Consider the following 18609-nt stretch of genomic DNA (forward strand, 5'->3'; position numbering starts at 1 on the left):
GCTGCGTCTCGGCAATGATCGCGTGTCTCACCTTGCGACACGCGAGGACGTTCGCGTTCGGGCCGTCTCTACACTGGGGCAGGTGATCTCCCGTATCGACCTGCGCGGTCCCGCCTCGCGGGCTGTCCTGGACAGCCCCGCCGCACTGCGCGACGTGTTGCCCCGTGCCGACCTCGACGTCGAGGCGGCCTTGGAGAAGGTCCGTCCGATCTGCGAGGACGTGCGCCATCGCGGCGTCGAGGCGCTGGTCGAGATCACCGAGCGCTTCGACGGTGTGCGGCTGACCGACATCCGGGTTCCGGCCGAGGCGATCGCCTCGGCCTTGGCGGCGCTCGCGCCCAAGGTGCGCGCTGCCTTGGAGGAGACGATCCGCCGGGCCCGCATCGTGCACCGCGAGCAGCGCCGCGAGGACGTCACCGTGCAGGTCGTGCCCGGTGGCACGGTCACCGAGCGGTGGGTCCCCGTCGAGCGCGTCGGGCTCTACGTACCGGGCGGCAACGCCGTCTACCCGTCGTCGGTGGTGATGAACGTGGTCCCCGCGCAGGAGGCCGGCGTGCCGTCGATGGCGGTCGCCTCGCCGCCGCAGGCCGACTTCGGCGGGCTCCCGCACCCGACCATCCTGGCCGCGTGCGCGCTGCTGGGCGTGGACGAGGTCTACGCGGTCGGCGGCGCCCAGGCGGTCGCGATGTTCGCGTACGGCGCGGGCTCGTGCGCGCCGGTCAACATGGTCACCGGGCCCGGCAACATCTACGTCGCCGCCGCCAAGCGTCTGCTCAAGGGCCGGATCGGGATCGACGCCGAAGCCGGCCCCACCGAGATCGCGGTGCTCGCCGACGCGAGTGCCGACCCCGCGCACGTGGCCGCCGACCTGATCAGCCAGGCCGAGCACGACACGCTCGCGGCCTCGATCCTGGTCACCGACTCCGAAGCCCTCGCCGACGCGGTCGGCGCGCACCTCAAGGTGCAGGTCGACGCGACCAAGCACAGCGAACGGATCACCGAGGCCCTCGCCGGCCGCCAGTCGGGCATCGTGCTCGTCGACTCCGTGGACGACGGCCTGCGGGTCGTGGACGCGTACGCCGCCGAACACCTGGAGATCCAGACCGCCGACGCGAGCGCGGTGGCCGCGCGGGTGCGCAACGCCGGCGCGGTCTTCGTCGGCGCGTTCGCGCCGGTCTCGCTCGGCGACTACTGCGCCGGGTCCAACCACGTGCTGCCCACCGGCGGCTGCGCGTGCCACTCCTCCGGGCTGTCCGTGCAGTCGTTCCTGCGCGGCATCCACGTCGTGGACTACTCGCGCGCCGCGCTCGCCGACGTCGCCGAACACGTCAGCGTGCTCGCCGACGCCGAGGACCTGCCCGCGCACGGCAAGGCCGTGCGGGTGCGCTTCGCCGCCGGCGAGCTCGACGGGCTCGCGGCGTGGGAGGGGACCGCGTGAGCGACCTCGACAGCCTGCCGATCCGCGCCGAGCTGCGCGGCCAATCACCCTACGGCGCGCCGCAGTTGGACGTGCCGGTGCGGCTGAACACGAACGAGAACCCCTACCCGCTGCCGCCCGAACTGGTGGCCCGGATCACCGAGCGCGTCGGCGCGGCGGCCCGCGACCTCAACCGCTACCCCGACCGCGACGCGGTCGAGCTGCGCACCGCGCTCGCCGCGTACCTGAGCCGCACCGGCGGCTACCCCGTGGGCATGGACCGGGTGTGGGCGGCCAACGGCTCCAACGAGGTGCTCCAGCAGCTCCTACAGGCGTTCGGCGGCCCCGGCCGCATCGCGCTGGGCTTCGACCCGTCCTACTCGATGCACACGCTCATCGCGCGCGGCACCGGCACCGGATGGGTCTCGGCCGCACGCGCCGACGACTACACGATCGACCTCGACGCGGCGCTCGCGCAGATCGCCGAACTGCGCCCGCACGTGGTGTTCCTGTGCTCGCCCAACAACCCCACCGGCACCGCGCTCGCCGGCGACGTGGTCGAGCGGGTCTACGACGCGGCCCAGGCCGCGCGCCCCTCGATCGTGGTCGTCGACGAGGCGTACGTCGAGTTCGCGCACACGCCCTCGCTGCTCCCGCTGCTCGCGGGCCGCCCCCACCTGGTGGTGACCCGCACGATGTCCAAGGCGTTCGGCGCCGCGGGTCTGCGCCTGGGCTACCTCGCGGCGGACGCCGCCGTCGTGGACGCCGTCCAGCTGGTGCGGCTGCCGTATCACCTGTCGGCGGTCAACCAGGCCACCGCGCTGGCGTGCCTGGAGCACGAGGACACGCTTTTGGGCTACGTCCGCGAGCTCAAGACCCAGCGCGACCGGCTGGTCGCCGAACTGCGCTCGCTCGGGTGCGAGGTGACCGACTCGGACGCCAACTTCGTCCAGTTCGGCCGCTTCGAGGACCCGCACGCGATGTGGGCGAAGATCCTCGACCACGGCGTCCTGGTCCGGGACAACGGTGTCCCCGGCATGCTGCGCGTGACCGCCGGGACCGACGCCGAGAACACCGCCTTCCTGGACGCGATGCGTCACGTCTTGAAGGATTGAGAGAGAGTCGAATCACCGTCATGGCAAGAATCGGCCGCGTCGAACGCGCCACCAAGGAAACCTCCGTCGAGGTCTCGATAGACCTCGACGGAACCGGGAGGGTCGACGTCGCGACCGGCGTCGGGTTCTTCGACCACATGCTCGACCAGCTCGGCAAGCACGGCCTGTTCGACCTGTCCGTCAAGACCCGCGGCGACCTGCACATCGACGCGCACCACACGATCGAGGACACCTCGCTCGCGCTCGGCGCGGCGTTTCGTCAGGCGCTCGGCGACAAGAAGGGCATCCGCCGCTTCGCGGACGCGTCCGTGCCGCTGGACGAGGCGCTCGCCCAGGTCACCGTCGACCTCTCCGGCCGGCCGTACCTGGTGCACTCCGAGCCGGAGAAGATCGCGCCGATGATCGGGCCCGACTACGACACCACGATGACCAGGCACATCCTGGAGTCGTTCGTCGCGCAGGCGCAGATCTGCCTGCACGTGCACGTGCCCTACGGGCGCAACGCGCACCACATCGTCGAGGCCCAGTTCAAGGCCCTCGCGCGAGCGCTGTCCGACGCGTGCGTGCTGGACCCTCGGCGCGCGGGCGTGATCCCCTCGACCAAGGGCGCCCTGTGAGCACCGGCGCGATGGTCCTGATCGTCTTCGGGCTGTTCCTGATCGGCGGCGTGATCTCGTTCGCCAAGCAGGGCCTGCCCAAGAGCGTCATCGCCCTGCTGGCCGTCGGGGCGATGTTCTCGATCCTGGCCGGCGTGCTCAAGATCGGATAGGCGGCGTGAGCCAGGTGAGCAAGAAGGTCATCGTCCTCGACTACGGCTTCGGCAACGTGCGCTCCGCCGAACGCGCGCTCGCGCACGCCGGCGCCGACGTCGAGATCAGCTCCGACCACAAGCGGGCGCTGGACGCGGACGGGCTCCTGGTGCCCGGCGTCGGCGCGTTCGCGGCGTGCATGGAGGGGCTCAAGGCGGTCCGCGGCGACGCGATCGTGGACAAGCGCCTCGCGGGCGGTCGGCCCGTGCTCGGGATCTGCGTGGGCATGCAGATCCTGTTCGGCCGCGGCGTCGAGCACGGCGTGGCGACCGAGGGCTGCGCGCAGTGGCCCGGCACGGTGGAGCGCCTCGAAGCCCCGGTGGTGCCGCACATGGGGTGGAACACCGTCGACGCGCCGACCGAATCGGTGCTGTTCAAGGGCGTCGACCAGGACACCCGCTACTACTTCGTGCACTCCTACGCGGTGCGTTCGTGGGAGATGCCGCTCGTCCAGGACGGACCGCACATCCCGCCGAGCGTCACGTGGAGCCTGCACGGCACACCGTTCGTGGCCGCGGTCGAGAACGGCGCGCTCAGCGCCACCCAGTTCCACCCGGAGAAGTCCGGCGAGGCAGGCGCACAGCTGCTGCGCAACTGGCTCGCCACCCTGTAGTCCCGCCGATTTCGCCGATCTCCGCCGATGCCCGCACGCCGCACCCCCGCCGCTGTCGTACGAACTGTTGAGGAACCGAGCGTCATGACCCAGACCCACCGCCTCGAACTGCTCCCCGCCGTCGACGTCGCCGACGGTCAAGCCGTCCGCCTGGTCAAGGGCGAGGCCGGGTCGGAGACCTCCTACGGCGACCCGCTGACCGCCGCCCTCGCGTGGCAGAGCGCGGGCGCCGAGTGGATCCACCTCGTCGACCTCGACGCCGCGTTCGGCACGGGCAGCAACCGCGAACTGCTCGCCTCGGTCGTCGGCAAGCTCGACGTCAAGGTCGAACTGTCCGGCGGCATCCGCGACGACGCGTCGCTGGAGGCGGCCCTGTCCACCGGCTGCCGACGGGTCAACCTGGGCACCGCGGCGCTGGAGACGCCCGACTGGGTGCGCTCGGCCATCGCCCGGCACGGCGACCGGATCGCGGTCGGCCTCGACGTGCGCGGCACCACGCTCGCCGGGCGCGGTTGGACGCGCGAGGGCGGCGAGCTGTTCGAGACGCTGGCCCGCCTCGACGCCGACGGCTGCGCGCGCTACGTGGTGACCGACGTCAACAAGGACGGCACGCTCGCGGGCCCCAACCTGCAGTTGCTGCGCGATGTGTGCGCCGCCACGGACCGCCCGGTCGTGGCCTCCGGCGGGGTCTCCTCGTTGGACGATCTGCGCGCGATCGCCGAGCTGGTGCCGCTGGGTGTGGAAGGCTCCATCGTCGGCAAGGCGCTGTACGCCCAAGCGTTCACCCTCGAAGAGGCGTTGGAGGCGGTGTCCCGATGACGGGAAGCCACAACACAGGTGGAATCGAACGATATTCGTCCGGTGGCCGGTGGGAGGAAACGTTCGGCTACTCGCGCGCGGTCGCCGCGGGCGACTACGTGCACGTGTCCGGGTGCACCGCGATCGTCGAGGGCAACCTCGCGCACGAGGGCGATCCGCGGCACCAGACGCTCGCGGCGCTGGGTATCGCGATCGACGCCCTGGCACACTTCGGCCTGACCACGGCCGACGTGGTGCGCACCCGGATGTTCATCACGCACGCCCGCGACTCCGACGACGTCGGCAGCGCGCACGCCGAGGTGTTCGGCGACAGCCCGCCCGCCGCGACGATGGTCGTGGTCGCCGGGCTGATCGACTCGCGCATGCTGGTCGAGGTCGAGGTGGACGCGTACCGGGGGAGGACCCACTCGTGACGCTCGCCGTACGGGTGATCCCGTGCCTGGACGTGGACGCCGGCCGGGTGGTCAAGGGCGTCAACTTCCAGAACCTGCGCGACGCGGGCGACCCGGTCGAGATGGCCCGGGTGTACGACGCCGAGGGCGCGGACGAACTGGTCTTCCTCGACATCACCGCGTCCTCGGGCAACCGGGAGACCACCTACGACGTCGTTCGGCGCACCGCCGAGCAGGTCTTCATCCCGCTCACCGTCGGCGGCGGCGTGCGCGCCGTCGAGGACGTGGACAAGCTGCTTCGCGCGGGCGCGGACAAGGTCGGGGTGAACACCGCGGCCATCGTGCGGCCCGAGCTGATCGCCGAGATCGCCGCCCGCTTCGGCTCGCAGGTGCTCGTGCTGTCGGTGGACGCGCGTCGCCGCCGGGACGGCTCGGCGGGCTTCGAGGTCACCACGCACGGCGGCCGCACCGGCACCGGCATCGACGCGGTGGCGTGGGCGGCGAAGGCGGCCGAACTGGGCGCGGGCGAGATCCTGCTCAACTCGATGGACGCCGACGGCACCAAGGACGGTTACGACCTGGAGCTGATCCGGCTGGTCCGGGCCGAGGTCGCGATCCCGGTCATCGCCTCCGGCGGCGCGGGCGCTCTGGAGCACTTCGCCCCCGCGGTCGACGCGGGCGCCGACGCGGTGCTCGCGGCGAGCGTGTTCCACTTCGGCATGCTGCGGATCCCGCAGGTCAAGGACGCGTTGCGGGCGCAGGGACACCCGGTCCGCTGAGGAGCGCGGTCGCTCGTCGAAGGGCCGACCGCGCCGCCCGCGGAAAAGCCGACCGTTCGCGCGGTCGGCTTTTTCGTGGGCTGATGTGAAGGAAATTTTGCGCAAGGATTATTGCGAAAGATGATTTTCGGATCTAGCGTGGGCCCATGAGCGACGACACCCCGCCCGCGCCCGCATCCCAGCCCCCCGCGTCGGCATCTCGGCCCGCGCGCCGATCGGTGCGTGACGTGCAGACCCTCAAGGTCTTCACCCACCCGCTGCGGATCACCCTGCTGCGCCTGCTGCACGAGAGCGGCCCCGCGACCGCCTCCCTGCTCGGCAAGCGCGTCGACGCGACGCCGTCCCTGGTCAGCTATCACCTGCGCACCCTCGCCGCGCACGCCTTCGTGTCGGAGGACCCGGGACACGCCGAGGACGGGCGCGAACGGTGGTGGAAGGTCGACGAGGACCTGACCTTCTCGTTCGAGGACTTCGCGGACGACGTGGTCGGCCGGGAGATGTCCGTGAGTCTCGCGCGGGTGCTCGGGTCGCAGTCCGACGAGCGCTACCAGCGCTTCCTCGACGACGTCGAGTCGTGGGGCCCGCAATGGGCCGGCGCGGCCTTCGGCGGGGCGCCGACACTGCGCCTGAGCGTCGACGAACTCCGGGAGATGTCCGCCGCGATCGACGCGCTCGTGGACGGCTTCCGCGGCCGCGAGACGCCGGGCTCCCAGCCGGTCGAGCTGTACTACCGGGGGTTCCCCTACCGCATCTGAACCACGGACTTCGGTCCCGCGCATCGCCCTCGACGCCCCGGACCCGGCGCATCGAACCGGCCGCCTCCGAGCCGCCGTCCTCGAACCGCCGCCTCCGACCCACCGCCGAGCCCACCGGAACGGGGAGACAGCCATGCCCGCCACACCCGTCGGCGCACCGCCGCCGCGGCCCGCCCACAAGGACCCGCGCGTGCTCGCGTGGCTCGGTGCATACACCGTCTCCCTGATGGGCGACCAGATCTGGTACATCGCCCTGTCGTGGACCGCGGTCCGCGCCGGCGACGCCGGCGAGGCCGGGCTCGTCCTGGCCGCCGGCTCGTTGCCGCGGGCCCTGCTGATGCTGCCCGGCGGGGCGATCGCCGACCGCTACGGTCCGCGCCGGGTGCTCATCGGCAGCGACACGGTGCGCTGCGCCGTGATGATCGTCGCGGCGTTCGCGGTGGTGTCGAGCAGCCCCGCGGTGTGGCTGCTGGTGGTGATAGCGCTCGTGTTCGGTGCCGTGGACGCGCTGTTCATGCCGGCCGTGGGCGCGCTGCCGGCGCGGTTGACCACGCGCGAGCAGCTCGTCAGGGTGCAGGGCATGCGCGCGCTGGCGCAGCGGGTGGCGACGGTGGCGTCCGCGCCGGTCGCGGGCGCGGTGCTGGCGTGGGGTGACGCCCAACTCGCCTTCCTGGTCGACGCGGTGCTGTTCGCGCTCTCCCTCGCCCTGTTGTGGCGGCTGCGCCCCGGACCGGCGCCCGAGGCGGAAACCGGCGACGACACACCGGAGTTGGGCCTGCGCGCGGGCCTGCGCTACGTCGCGGGGCATCGACTGCTGCGCTTGCTGCTCGTGACGACCGCGCTGATGGAACTGGGCTTCGCGGTCCCGATGAACATCGGCATCGTGCTGCTCGCCGACGACGCCGGATGGGGGCCGGGCGGGATGGGCCTGGTGCTCGGCGCGTGGGGACTGGGCGCGGCGGCTGGAGCGTTGGCGCTGGCCGTGCTGGGGCACGTCCCGCGCCGCGGGTTCGTACTGCCCGCGGGGATGGCGGCGATGGCGGCGAGCCTGATCGGGATCGGATACGCGCCGGGCCTGGCGGCCGCGATCGGCTGCGGCGCGGCGCTGGGCGTATCCACCGGGATCGTGGGCAGTTCGCTGAACGCGCTCGTGCAGACCGCGAGCGCGCCGAGCGCGCTCGGTCGGGTGACGGCCCTTCAGTTGCTGTTCGGGGTCGGCCTGATCCCCCTGCTCTACCCGGTGGCGGGCGTCGCGGCGTCCGCGTTCGGGCCCGCCACGGTCTTCGCCGCCGGTGGTACGACGGTGTTCGTCGGCGTCGTGGTGGCTTGCGTGAGCGGGCCGTTCGACCCGGTGAGGACGGCTTCGGGTCACGGAAGGATTCCGGTCCCACAACAATCATCTGATACGTAGTCACGTGGTCGGGCCCGGATGAGCGGGGTGTCCACCCCATCGGGCAGGCTGAGCACATGACGACGCCGCCATCACCCGGTCAGGGTGGCTATCCCGACTACGGGCAGCAGCCCGGCCAGGGGTATCCCACCAATCAGCCGTACCCCGGGCAGCAGTACCCGCAGGGCGGGCAGCAGCCGTACCCGCAGAACCCCTACGGCGGTTCGCCGTACCCGGGCTCCGACCAGAGCACCCCGCAATACCCGGGCAACTACGGCGCCGGAAACTACGGAGGCGGCAACTACGGCGGCGGAGGCATGCCGCCGGGCCCGCCCCAGGGCGGCAACGGCAAGGGCCCCCTGATCGCCGTCGTGATCGCCGCGCTCGTCGTGGTCGGCGGCATCATCGCCACCCTCGTGGTGGTCCTGGGCGGCGACGACAAGAAGAGCAGCGCGTCGTCCTCGCACAGCGCGTCGTCCTCGGCGTCGGCGACCACCGGAACGTCGTCCCCGAGCACGACCCCCACCACCCGCGCGACGCCCACCCGGCCGAGCACGCCGCGGGCGACCACGCCGAGCCGGACCTCGCGTCCGACCGCGACGTCGGAATTCGACCTGCCTTCCGAGGTCGAGGACGTCGACCTCAGCAAGGGCGAATGCATCGACATGGGGTCGACCGGCAGCATCGACAAGAAGTCCTGCTCGTCCCCGCACGACGGCGAGGTCTTCATGACCTTCAGCATGCCCGGCAGCACCAGCTACCCGGGCGAACCGGCGATCACGGGCGAGACGGACAAGCGATGCCTACCGGAACTGAAGGCGCTCGTGGGCAGCCGTTCCGACGCCTCCCAGTTCACTTTCACCTACATGTACCCGAAGTCGATCAGCTGGACTCGCGGTGACCACAAGGTGACCTGCATCGCCCAGTACGACTCGGGGCAGAAACTCACCAAGCCGCTGCGCTGACCCGAGCGTTCGGCCCTGGGGGGAGGGATTCTCGGATGACGGGTCCCGAGGGATATTCCGGTGGGGGCTACGGCTCCGGGGGGTACGGCGGGGGTGGATACGGCGGCGGCGCCGGCGGCTACCCCGGCGGTCCGGGCGGTCCGGCGGGCCCGCCGCCGCCCAACCCGCCCGGCACTGCGCCCCCGCCCTACGGCGGTCCGCCGTACGGTGGCGGCGTCCCGCCCTACGGACCGAACGGCCCCGCGGGCTCGCCCGGCGGTCGCGGCGGCAGGCGCGTGGTGGCCGTCGTCGTGGTCGTCGCGCTGCTGATCGTGGGCGGCGTGATCGCCCTCGTGGTGAGTTTGGGCAACGACGACGGCAAGGGCGGCAAGGCGGACAAGACGAGCGAGGCGACCATGTCGGGCTCGTCCGCCTCGCCTTCCGACACCTCCGAACCGGAACCGAGCACCGAGCCGCCCACCACCGAACCGCCCACCACCGAACCCCCCGCGACGTCCGAACCGTCGAACTCGCAAGGCAGCGTCGCGGTCGAGAAGGTCCCGCTCAGCCCCGGCGACTGCGTCCTGTTCGAGACCGTCGGCACGGGCGTCGACAAGGTCGCGTGCACGTCGCCGCACGACGGGCAGCACATCGAGAACGTCGACCTGCCCGCCGCCGCCTGGCCCGGCGAAGCGGCCATGGACACCCGGGCGTCGGCCGCCTGCAAGCCGTTCGCCGAACCCGTGATCGCCCGGCAGAGCCAACCCGACCTGCTCACCTGGCTCTACATCTATCCCGACGAGAGCGGCTGGATCGGCGGCGACCGCCGGGTCCAGTGCCTGATCTCCTACGTCGACCAGACCAAAAAGCTCGACGCACCACTGCGCTGAAACACGCGGCGCCACATCCGACGGGCCCGCGGCGATCGCCGCGGGCCCGTCGGACGAGCGGATCTCGTCGCTCAGCGCGGCGCCGTCCGCTGCTGCGCCGACCACGACGCGTGCAGCCGGGCGTAGAAGCCGCCGGCGTCCACGAGTTCGCGGTGCGTGCCGCGCTCGACCAACTCGCCCGCGTCGAACACCAGGACCTCGTCGGCCGATTCCGCCGTCGACATCCGGTGCGCGATGAACACCGCCGTACGGCCGCGGGTCAGCCCGTCCAGGGCCCGGTTTATCCGCACCTCGGTGGCCGGGTCGACCGCCGACGTCGCCTCGTCCAGGACCAGCAGGTCGGGGTCGGCGATGTAGGCGCGCACCAGCGCGACCAACTGCCGCTCCCCGGCCGACAACGACTCGCCGCGCTGCCCCACCGAGGTGTCCAGGCCCGCGGCCAGGCCCGCGAGCCAGTCGGCCAGACCCAGGTCGTCGAACGCCTTGCGGATCGCCGCGTCGTCGGCCTCGGGCCGGCCGTAGCGGATGTTCTCCCGCAGCGGCGCGTCGAACAGAAAACCCTCCTGAGGCACCATCACCACCCGAGCGCGCAACGACGAGAAGCGCACCCGCGACAACTCGACGCCGTCGAGCAACACCCGCCCCTCGTCCGGGTCGACCAGCCGGGTGAGCAGCTTCGCGAACGTGGTCTTGCCCGAGCCCGTCTCGCCCACGACCGCGACCCGCGACTTGGGCGCCAGGGTCAGGTCCACGTCCCGCAGCACCCGAGGGCCACCGGGATAGCCGTAGGAGACGTGCTCGAACGCGACCTCGACCGGACCGCGCGCGAGTTCGGTACCCGCCTCGCCCGGGTCGGCGATGTCGGGCTCCGCGTCGAGGACTTCGAGTACTCGGCGCCACCCCGCGAGCGCGTTCTGCGCCTCGTTGAGAATCTCCACGCCCATCTGCACGGGCCCCACGAACAGCGTGACCAGGAACAGGAACGCGACCAACTCGCCCACGCTCAGGTGCCCGTCGATGCCCAGCCACACCCCCACGACCACCACGAGCGCGTTCGCGAGGCCGACCACGATCTCGCCCATCGGGAACGTCAGCGCGACGAAGACCTGCGCGCGGGTCTGCGCGTCCCGGTGCCCGTCCACGGCCTCGTCGATCCGCCGCGCGGTGCGGTCCTCGATCCCGTGCGCGCGCACGATCGACGCGCCCACCACGGGCTCGGAGATCGCGCCGAGCATGCGCCCCATCGCGACCCGTACGTGCGAGTACGCGGCGGCGATCCGCTTTTGCACCGCGCGCATGAAGAAGTACAGCGGCGCGAAGCACACCCACACGAGCAGTGTCAGCTGCCACGAGTAGACGAACATCAGCACGGTCACCAGCGCTATCTGTCCGACGCTGACGATCAGCAGGAGTCCGCCGAACTGGATGAACCGGCTGATCGTGTCCACGTCTCCGGTCACCCGCGAGACCAGCGAACCGCGCTTCTCGGACTGCTGGTGAAGCGTCGACAGGTCGTGGATGTGTCGAAACGCGGCGACGCGCAGCGTGGACAGACCGCGTTCGCTGGTGCGGTACAGGCGCACGTTCATCGCGTACGCCGACACCGCCGTGATCACGACCGCGATCGCCGCGAGCGCGGCCATCGTGCGTACCACGGTCAGGTCGGGGCCCGCGTCGGCGCGCAGGCCGCGGTCGATGGTCTGCTGCACCGCGAGCGGCACCACGATGCGCCCGGCCGTGCCCACCACGGCGAGCAACAGCGTGACGATCAGGCCCTCGGTGAACTCCGGCGTCAGACGCAGGCCGCGCCGCAGCACGGCCAGGCCGGACTCGACCGGCTTGTCGGAGTCGGGATCGACCCCGATCCGCGAACTCGTCTTCGCGGGTGGGGCGGTGGTGACGGTACTCATGAAGCCGTGGCCTCCTCGGCCTCGCCGATGTCCAGGTCGAGTTCCTCGCCGGCCGCCTCGCGCGCGGCGCGCTCGTAGGCGTTGACGAGCCGGCGGTAGCCCACCGAGCGCTCCGACAGGTCGTGGTGCGAGCCGCGGTCCAGGACCCGGCCGCCCTCGATGTAGATCACCTCGTCGGCCAGCGCGATCGTGGCCTTGCGGTAGGCGACCACCACCACCGTGGCGGGGCCCGCGTCGCGCAGCCCGTGCAGGATCGCGGCCTCCACCGTCGGGTCCACGGCCGACGTCGCGTCGTCCAGGACCAGCAGTCGCGGCTGCCGTACCAGCGCCCGGGCGAGCGCGATGCGCTGGCGCTGCCCACCGGAGAGCGTCGTACCGCGCTCGCCCACCTGCGTGTCCAGGCCCTCGGGCAGCGCGCGCACGAAGTCGGCCTGCGCGATCCGCAGCGCCTCGTGCACCGCGGCGTCGTCCAGGTCCAGACCCAGGGTGATGTTGTCGCGCACGCTGTCGTCGAACAGGAACGCCTGCTGTGGCACCAGCGCGGCGGTCGCCGCGATCCCGCCCTGCCGGTAGTCGCGCAGATCGGTGCCGTCGAGCAGGACCTCGCCGTTGCCCGGGTCCACCAGGCGCACCAGCAGCGACACGAGGGTGGACTTGCCCGAACCGGTCGGGCCCACCACCGCGACGGTGCGCCCGGGCTCGACCTCGAAGGCCACGTCGTGCAGCACGTCGGTGTCGTCGGAATAGCCGAAGCGCACCCCGCGCGCCTCCAGGCGGGCGGGGCCCGCGGCGATGCCCGTGCCGTGAGCGTCGCCGTAGGTGTGCTCGCCGTCGGCGTCCAGGACGCCGCGCACCCGGTCGTAGCCGACCACCGCGCGCGGCATGTCGCCCAACAGCCAGCCGATCGCGCGCACCGGGAACGCGAGGAGGGTGAACAGGTAGGCGACCTGTACGAGATCGCCCGGGGCCAGGGCGCCGTTGGAGACCCGCACCGTGCCCACCACGAGCACGAGCAGCACCCCGAAGCTCGGCAGTGCCTCCAGCATCGGGTCGAACACCGCGCGCACCCGGCCCACCGCGATGTTGGCCTCGGCCAACTCGCGCGACGCGGCGGCGAACCGGGCGGTCTCCTCCCGTTCGCGACCCAACGTCTTGACCACCAGCGCGCCGTCGAAGCTTTCGTGCGCGATCTCGGCGACGTCCGCGCGCAGTTCCTGCGCGCGCATCGCCAGCGGGCCCTGCCGGCGCTGGTAGACCACGTTGAGCACGGCGATCGCCGGGAAGATCACGAAGCCCACCAGGGCGAGCGCCCAGTCGGTGATCACCATCGAGATCGCCGCGACGAACAGCATCACCACCACGCCGGCCGCCATCGGCAACGGCGCGATCGGGTTCCACGCGGCCTCGACGTCGGCGTTCGCGTTGGACAGGAGTTGTCCCGTGGGGTGGCGGTGGTGCCAGGCGAGCGGCAGCCGCAGGTACTGCCGGGTGACCCGGCGCCGATAGGTCGCCTGGAGGCGATACTGCATCATGCCCGCCCACAACCGGCGGCCGACCACCCCGAACGCCTTGAGCAGCGCGATCCCGAACACGGCGGCGAACGCCGCGAACAGCGCGCCCGCCGTGGTCTCACCGTCACGAAACGCCGGGATGATCACGTCGTCGGTGACCCGACCCAGGACCAGCGCGGAGCCGACGGTCATCACGCCGTACACAGCGCTGGCGCCCACCGCCGCCGCGAAGATCCGCGGCTCCTCACGGATTCCGACGCCGAGTACGCGTAGTCCTTGTCGCAGAACGACCTTGTCCGCCACGGGGCTCACTTTCACTGGACTGCGGCCGCCGCGAACGGGGCTGTCGATCGGATGTCGAAACGGTGTGTCGTGTGGGACGAGCCGACAGTGACCGGCGCGCAGGGCATGCCGTCCCCGGACCACAGTGGTTGTCCGATGAAAGTACAAGGCGCGGCGGACGGCGCGGATTCCCCGCAGGGCCGGCGGGCGGGCGGCCGCCCGATCGCCGGGGCGGAACACAGCGGATCAATGCCGCGTGTCACCCTGATTCGGGCACACCGTCGGCTGTCGCGCACCGAATCCGTACATGCGAGGCAACCAAACCCCGGCGGGCCACGTCATCAAGACGTGCCCTGACCATGATCGACCGACCGAGGACGCCACTGTGGGCCTCACCAGCCTCAAACTGATCACCCTGCTCGCCGCCGTAGCCGTCGCCTCGACGGCCGCCGTCGTCGTGTTCTGGCCAAAGCTCTCGCGCCAAGGAGTGGTCCCCGTCCTCGGGCGGATCGGGATCCTGGTGACCAGTCAGGCCCTGCTGCTCGCGCTGCTCGCGGTCGTCGGCAACCGCTACTTCGTCTTCTACACGACCTGGGACGACCTGCTCGGCCGCAACGGCAAGCCGGTCGCGCACTTCGGACCGGGCGGCCCCGGCGACATCCCCAAGCTGGTCAAGCAAAACGGCGTCGAGAAGGTGGACGCGCCCGGCGGCGGCGAACCGCAGGTCGCCGGCCAGATCGAGCAGGTCGACGTGGTCGGCCGGCGCAGCGGCCTGGGCAGCCCGGCCCTGGTCTACCTGCCGCCGCAGTACTTCCAGCCCCAGTTCAAGGACCGCCGCTTCCCCGTCGTGATCGCCCTCACCGGCTACCCCGGCAACGAGCGCAACCTGATCACCCGCCTGGAACTGCCCAAGACCGCCGCCGCCGAGATCTCCGCCGGGCGCATCCAACCCACCATCTTCGTGATGATGCGCCCCGGCAACATCCCCGGCCGCGACACCGAGTGCACCGACATTCCCGGCGGCCCGCAGGTCGGCGTGTTCTTCAGCCAGGACCTGCCCGAAGCCATCGGCACCACCTACCGCATCGCCCCCGGCCCGCGCGGCTGGGGCATGCTCGGCGACTCCACCGGCGGCTACTGCGCGGCCAAACTCGCCATGCTCAACTCCGACCGGATCGGCGCGGCGGTGGCGATGTCCGCCGACTACGGCGCGCCCAGCGACGGCGACACCGGCGACCTGTACGGCGACAGCAAGGCGTATCGCAACCAGAACGACCTGATGTGGCGGCTCAAGAACATGCCGCCACCGCCCGTCAGCCTGCTGCTCACCAGCAGCGAGAGCGGCGAACCCAACCTGCCCGACACCAAGGAGTTCCAGCGGTTGGCCAAGGCGCCGCTCAAGGTGGACACCCTGTTGCTGCCCACCGGAGGGCACAACTTCAAGACCTGGCAGGCCCTGCTGCCCGACTCGCTGCGCTGGCTGAGCAAGCAGCAGGCCACCGATCAGCCCAAGCAGTCCGCCCCGGTGGCCGCGTCCCCTTGACCCGACCGGGCCGGGCCCCAAGGATCGGGGCCATGCCGACTCCCTACGCCCGCATCGAACGCGCCGCGCTCGCCGCGCTGTTGCGCGAACGCGGACCGGACGCGCCGACCCTGTGCGCGGGCTGGACCACGCGTGACCTCGCGGCCCACCTCGTGGTGCGCGAGCACCGACCCGACTCGGGGCCCGGAATCATGTTCAAGCCGTTCGCCGGCTGGACCGAGAAGGTCCGCCTGGGCCGGGCCGCCAAGCCCTACGAGGAGACCGTGCGCCTGGTCGAGAGCGGCCCGCCCAGGCTGTCCCTGTTCGGCATCCCGGGCGTGGACGCGGCGGCGAACACGATGGAGTACTTCATCCACCTCGAAGACGTCCGCAGGGCCGGCCCCGGCGGCGCCGAGCCCCGCGACATCGAACCCGCGTTCGCCGAGATCCTGTGGAAGCGGGCCAAGGGCGCCTCCCGGATCGCGCTGCGCGGCCTCTCGGTGGGGGTCGCGCTGCGCCGCACCGACACCGCCGCCGACGAGCCGGCGGTGACCATCCACCCGGGCGACCCCGTGGTGACGCTGTCGGGACACCCCGGCGAACTGCTCCTGTACCTGTTCGGTCGCAAGGACGTGGCGCGGGTGAGCGTCGAGGGCGACGCGGACGCGATCCGACGACTGCGCGAGGCCGATACCGGGTTGTGAACGCCGGACGGCGAACCCCGGGTCGTGAACGCGGAGTGGTGCGTACCCGGGTGGTGCGTACCGGGGTCGTGCTCACCGGGGGCGTGCGCACCGGGTGGTGAACGACCCTGCGGATGGGCCGCGTCGGTCTGCGACAATGCGCGCATGACCGGTGCCAACCACCCGCCCGTGCGGCCGTCCGACCTCGACCCGAACATCGCCGCCCGCCTCAAGCGCGACCCCGACGGCCTGATCGCCGCCGTCGCGCAGGCGAGCGACACGGGCGAGGTGCTCATGGTCGGCTGGATGGACGACGAGGCGCTGCATCGCACGCTGACCACCGGCCGGTGCACCTACTGGAGCCGCAGCCGGCAGGAGTACTGGGTCAAGGGCGACACGTCCGGCCACGTGCAAAAGGTCGTCTCCGCCGCCCTCGACTGCGACGGCGACGCGGTGCTCGTGCGGGTCGAACAGACCGGCGCGGCATGCCACACCGGCGACCGCACGTGCTTCGACGCGGACGTCCTGCCGATCTCGTCCTGACCCCGCGCCCGACCGACCCCGACCCTCGTTGACCGGGAGATCTCGCACGCCATGACCACCGGAACCGTCACACCGGACCTCGACACGTTCCACGCGCTCGCGCGTGACCGGCGTGTGATCCCCGTCACCCGACGCTTTCTCGCCGACGGCGACACCCCCGTCGGGCTCTACCGCAAGCTCGCCGCCGAACGACCCGGCACGTTCCTGCTCGAATCGGCGGAGAACGGCCGTTCGTGGTCACGCTATTCCTTCGTCGGCGTGCGCAGCGCGGCGGTGCTGACCGAGGTCGACGGGCACGCGCGGTGGCTGGGCAGCCCGCCCGTGGGCGTGCCCACCGAAGGCGACCCGCTCGACGTGCTGCGGGCCACCGTGGACGCGCTGCACACCCCACGCGGCCTGCACACTCCGGGCGAGAGGGCGGGCCTGGAACTGCCGCCGCTGACCGGCGGCATGGTCGGCTACCTCGGCTACGACATCGTGCGGCGCCTGGAGCGGCTGCCCGACACCACGGTCGACGACCTGCGCGTGCCGGAACTGATGATGTTCCTGGCCACCGACCTCGCGGTGCTCGACCACGTCGACGGCAGCGTGCTGCTGATCGCCAACGCGATCAACCACGACAACCGCGAGTCCGGCGTCGACGAGGCGTACCACGCGGCCGTCGCGCGCCTGGACACGATGACCGCCGACCTCGCCCGCCCCACCGGACTTTCGGCGGCCGGTTTCCGCAGCGGGGTCGTACCCGACGCGGCGGGCCCGTGGGGATCGGGCGCCTACCGCGCGGCGGTGGAGGCGGCCAAGGAGGAGATCCGGGCCGGCGAGGCGTTCCAGATCGTCCTGTCGCAGCGCTTCGAGATGCCCACCGAGGCGAGCGCGCTCGACGTCTACCGGATCCTGCGCGCGACCAACCCCAGCCCGTACATGTACCTGTTCCGCCTCCCCGGCACCGACGGCGGCGCCGAGGGCGGTTTCGACGTCGTGGGCTCCAGCCCCGAGGCGCTGGTCAAGGTCGAGGACAAACGCGCGCTGCTGCACCCGATCGCCGGCACCCGCCCGCGCGGCGCGACGCCGGCCGCCGACAACGCGCTCGCCGAGGAACTGCTCGCCGACCCCAAGGAACGCGCCGAGCACCTGATGCTCGTCGACCTGGGCCGCAACGACCTGGGCCGGGTGTGCGCGCCCGGCACGGTCGAGGTGGTCGACTTCATGTCGGTCGAGCGCTACAGCCACGTCATGCACATCGTGTCCACCGTCGTCGGGGACCTCGCGCCCGAGCGGTCGGCGCTCGACGTGTTCGCGGCGTGTTTCCCGGCCGGCACGCTGTCGGGGGCGCCCAAGCCGCGCGCGATGGAGATCATCGACCACTTCGAGCCGACCCGGCGCGGCCTGTACGGCGGTTGCGTGGGCTACGTGGACTTCGCCGGCGACCTCGACACCGCGATCGCGATCCGCACCGCGCTGATCCGCGACGGCGTCGCCTACGTCCAGGCGGGCGCGGGCGTGGTCGCCGACTCTTCGCCCGAGGCGGAGGACATCGAGTGCCGCAACAAGGCGGCGGCGGTGCTGCGGGCGGTGGCGATCGCCGCGACGCTCGTGCCCGCGCACGACGTGGGCCGCTGATCGGCCCCGGGTCGGACCGCGCCGACGCGTCGGTCATGCTGGAGCCATGACCGACGCGACCCCCGAGCGCATCGACGCGCGCGCCACCGCAGAGCCCGTTGCCCCCACCGCCGACCGGCCCTCGACGGCGACCTCGGTGGACGACGACGTCGACACCGGGCCCCGCGACGCCGAGACCGTCGCCGCCGGGACCGGGACTGTCGCCGCCGAGAACGAGACCGTCGCCGCCGGGACCGGGACCCTCGCCGCCGAGACCGGCACCGTTGCCGTCGAGAACGAGAAGGTCGTCGTCGAGAACGAGAACGAGACCGCCGCCGCCGAGACCGGGACGAAGGACGCCGCCCAGGACGCCGCCGCGGCCGAGGAACTGCGCGTGCGCCGCAAGGCCCGCCGCGAGATGACCACCGCCGTGCTGCTCGCGCTGCTCGGCGGCGGGCTCGTGCTCGCGGTGGCCGGCCGCACGTGGGCCGAGGGCACCGCGCTCGTGCACGGCTCGCACCTGGCGGTCGAGGTCACCGGGAACACCGTCAACAAGGCGACCACCGCGTTCGCGCTGCTCGGCATCGCGGGCGGTCTCGCGGTCCTGGCCACCCGCGCGTTCGGCCGGATCGTGGT

Annotated in this window: 19 protein-coding genes; 17 read left to right on the plus strand and 2 right to left on the minus strand. The window is 72.1% G+C overall.

Annotated elements, in window-relative coordinates:
• Positions 1–82: 82 nt before the first annotated feature.
• From hisD to GT354_RS37815, 12 genes are all read left to right on the plus strand, one after another.
• Positions 83–1438 carry a histidinol dehydrogenase gene (gene hisD / locus GT354_RS37765; RefSeq protein WP_161360898.1) on the plus strand — a complete coding sequence of 452 codons (1356 nt, stop codon included), beginning with the start codon at positions 83–85 and terminating at the stop codon, positions 1436–1438.
• Entirely contained in the window at positions 1435–2532 is a 1098-nt protein-coding gene (locus GT354_RS37770) for a histidinol-phosphate transaminase (RefSeq protein ID WP_161360899.1), read from the plus strand. Before hisD ends, GT354_RS37770 begins: the two co-directional genes overlap by 4 nt.
• 20 nt (positions 2533–2552) lie before the next feature.
• Positions 2553–3149, plus strand: a complete 597-nt coding sequence (gene hisB, locus GT354_RS37775) for an imidazoleglycerol-phosphate dehydratase HisB (protein ID WP_161360900.1) — start codon at positions 2553–2555, stop codon at positions 3147–3149.
• Entirely contained in the window at positions 3146–3301 is a 156-nt protein-coding gene (locus GT354_RS52970; protein ID WP_202512742.1) for a hypothetical protein, read from the plus strand. The genes hisB and GT354_RS52970 overlap by 4 nt, the downstream gene beginning before the upstream one ends.
• A gap of 5 nt (positions 3302–3306) precedes the next feature.
• A complete protein-coding gene (hisH, locus tag GT354_RS37780) occupies positions 3307–3954 on the plus strand; it encodes an imidazole glycerol phosphate synthase subunit HisH (RefSeq protein ID WP_346012355.1) in 648 nt (215 codons plus the stop codon).
• An 84-nt stretch (positions 3955–4038) separates the two neighbouring features.
• Entirely contained in the window at positions 4039–4773 is a 735-nt protein-coding gene (gene priA, locus GT354_RS37785; protein ID WP_161360901.1) for a bifunctional 1-(5-phosphoribosyl)-5-((5-phosphoribosylamino)methylideneamino)imidazole-4-carboxamide isomerase/phosphoribosylanthranilate isomerase PriA, read from the plus strand.
• Positions 4770–5186 carry a RidA family protein gene (locus GT354_RS37790; RefSeq protein WP_161360902.1) on the plus strand — a complete coding sequence of 139 codons (417 nt, stop codon included), beginning with the start codon at positions 4770–4772 and terminating at the stop codon, positions 5184–5186. The genes priA and GT354_RS37790 overlap by 4 nt, the downstream gene beginning before the upstream one ends.
• Complete coding sequence (gene hisF / locus GT354_RS37795; protein WP_161360903.1) at positions 5183–5944, plus strand: imidazole glycerol phosphate synthase subunit HisF; 762 nt, start codon at positions 5183–5185, stop codon at positions 5942–5944. Before GT354_RS37790 ends, hisF begins: the two co-directional genes overlap by 4 nt.
• A 146-nt stretch (positions 5945–6090) precedes the next feature.
• Complete coding sequence (locus GT354_RS37800; RefSeq protein ID WP_161360904.1) at positions 6091–6699, plus strand: winged helix-turn-helix domain-containing protein; 609 nt, start codon at positions 6091–6093, stop codon at positions 6697–6699.
• 133 nt (positions 6700–6832) lie between these two features.
• A complete protein-coding gene (locus GT354_RS37805) occupies positions 6833–8110 on the plus strand; it encodes an MFS transporter (RefSeq protein WP_161360905.1) in 1278 nt (425 codons plus the stop codon).
• Positions 8111–8166: 56 nt separating this feature from the next.
• A complete protein-coding gene (locus GT354_RS37810) occupies positions 8167–9054 on the plus strand; it encodes a septum formation family protein (protein ID WP_161360906.1) in 888 nt (295 codons plus the stop codon).
• 35 nt (positions 9055–9089) lie between these two features.
• Positions 9090–9923 (plus strand): septum formation family protein, encoded by an 834-nt coding sequence (locus GT354_RS37815; RefSeq protein WP_161360907.1) that lies wholly within the window; start codon positions 9090–9092, stop codon positions 9921–9923.
• Between the two features lie 71 nt (positions 9924–9994).
• Here GT354_RS37815 and GT354_RS37820 read toward each other — a convergent pair whose 3' ends face one another.
• Complete coding sequence (locus GT354_RS37820) at positions 9995–11833, minus strand: ABC transporter ATP-binding protein (protein ID WP_161360908.1); 1839 nt, start codon at positions 11831–11833, stop codon at positions 9995–9997.
• Complete coding sequence (locus tag GT354_RS37825) at positions 11830–13647, minus strand: ABC transporter ATP-binding protein (protein ID WP_161360909.1); 1818 nt, start codon at positions 13645–13647, stop codon at positions 11830–11832. Before GT354_RS37825 ends, GT354_RS37820 begins: the two co-directional genes overlap by 4 nt.
• A gap of 364 nt (positions 13648–14011) precedes the next feature.
• Here GT354_RS37825 and GT354_RS37830 point away from each other — a divergent pair, with 364 nt between their 5' ends.
• From GT354_RS37830 to GT354_RS37850, 5 genes are all read left to right on the plus strand, one after another.
• Positions 14012–15169 (plus strand): alpha/beta hydrolase-fold protein, encoded by a 1158-nt coding sequence (locus GT354_RS37830; protein ID WP_346012356.1) that lies wholly within the window; start codon positions 14012–14014, stop codon positions 15167–15169.
• A 32-nt stretch (positions 15170–15201) separates the two neighbouring features.
• Positions 15202–15852, plus strand: a complete 651-nt coding sequence (locus tag GT354_RS37835; RefSeq protein WP_161360910.1) for a TIGR03085 family metal-binding protein — start codon at positions 15202–15204, stop codon at positions 15850–15852.
• Between the two features lie 144 nt (positions 15853–15996).
• The gene (gene hisI, locus GT354_RS37840; RefSeq protein WP_161360911.1) at positions 15997–16374 is read left to right on the plus strand and encodes a phosphoribosyl-AMP cyclohydrolase; all 378 of its coding nucleotides are present in this window, start codon (positions 15997–15999) and stop codon (positions 16372–16374) included.
• Between the two features lie 51 nt (positions 16375–16425).
• Positions 16426–17994, plus strand: coding sequence for an anthranilate synthase component I (locus GT354_RS37845; RefSeq protein ID WP_161360912.1), 1569 nt, complete (start codon positions 16426–16428; stop codon positions 17992–17994).
• 46 nt (positions 17995–18040) lie between these two features.
• Positions 18041–18609 (plus strand): Trp biosynthesis-associated membrane protein (locus tag GT354_RS37850; protein ID WP_202512733.1); only part of this gene is annotated, 569 nt, incomplete at its 3' end.

The organism is Streptomyces sp. SID3343, assembly GCF_009865215.1.
GTDB lineage: Bacteria > Actinomycetota > Actinomycetes > Streptomycetales > Streptomycetaceae > Embleya.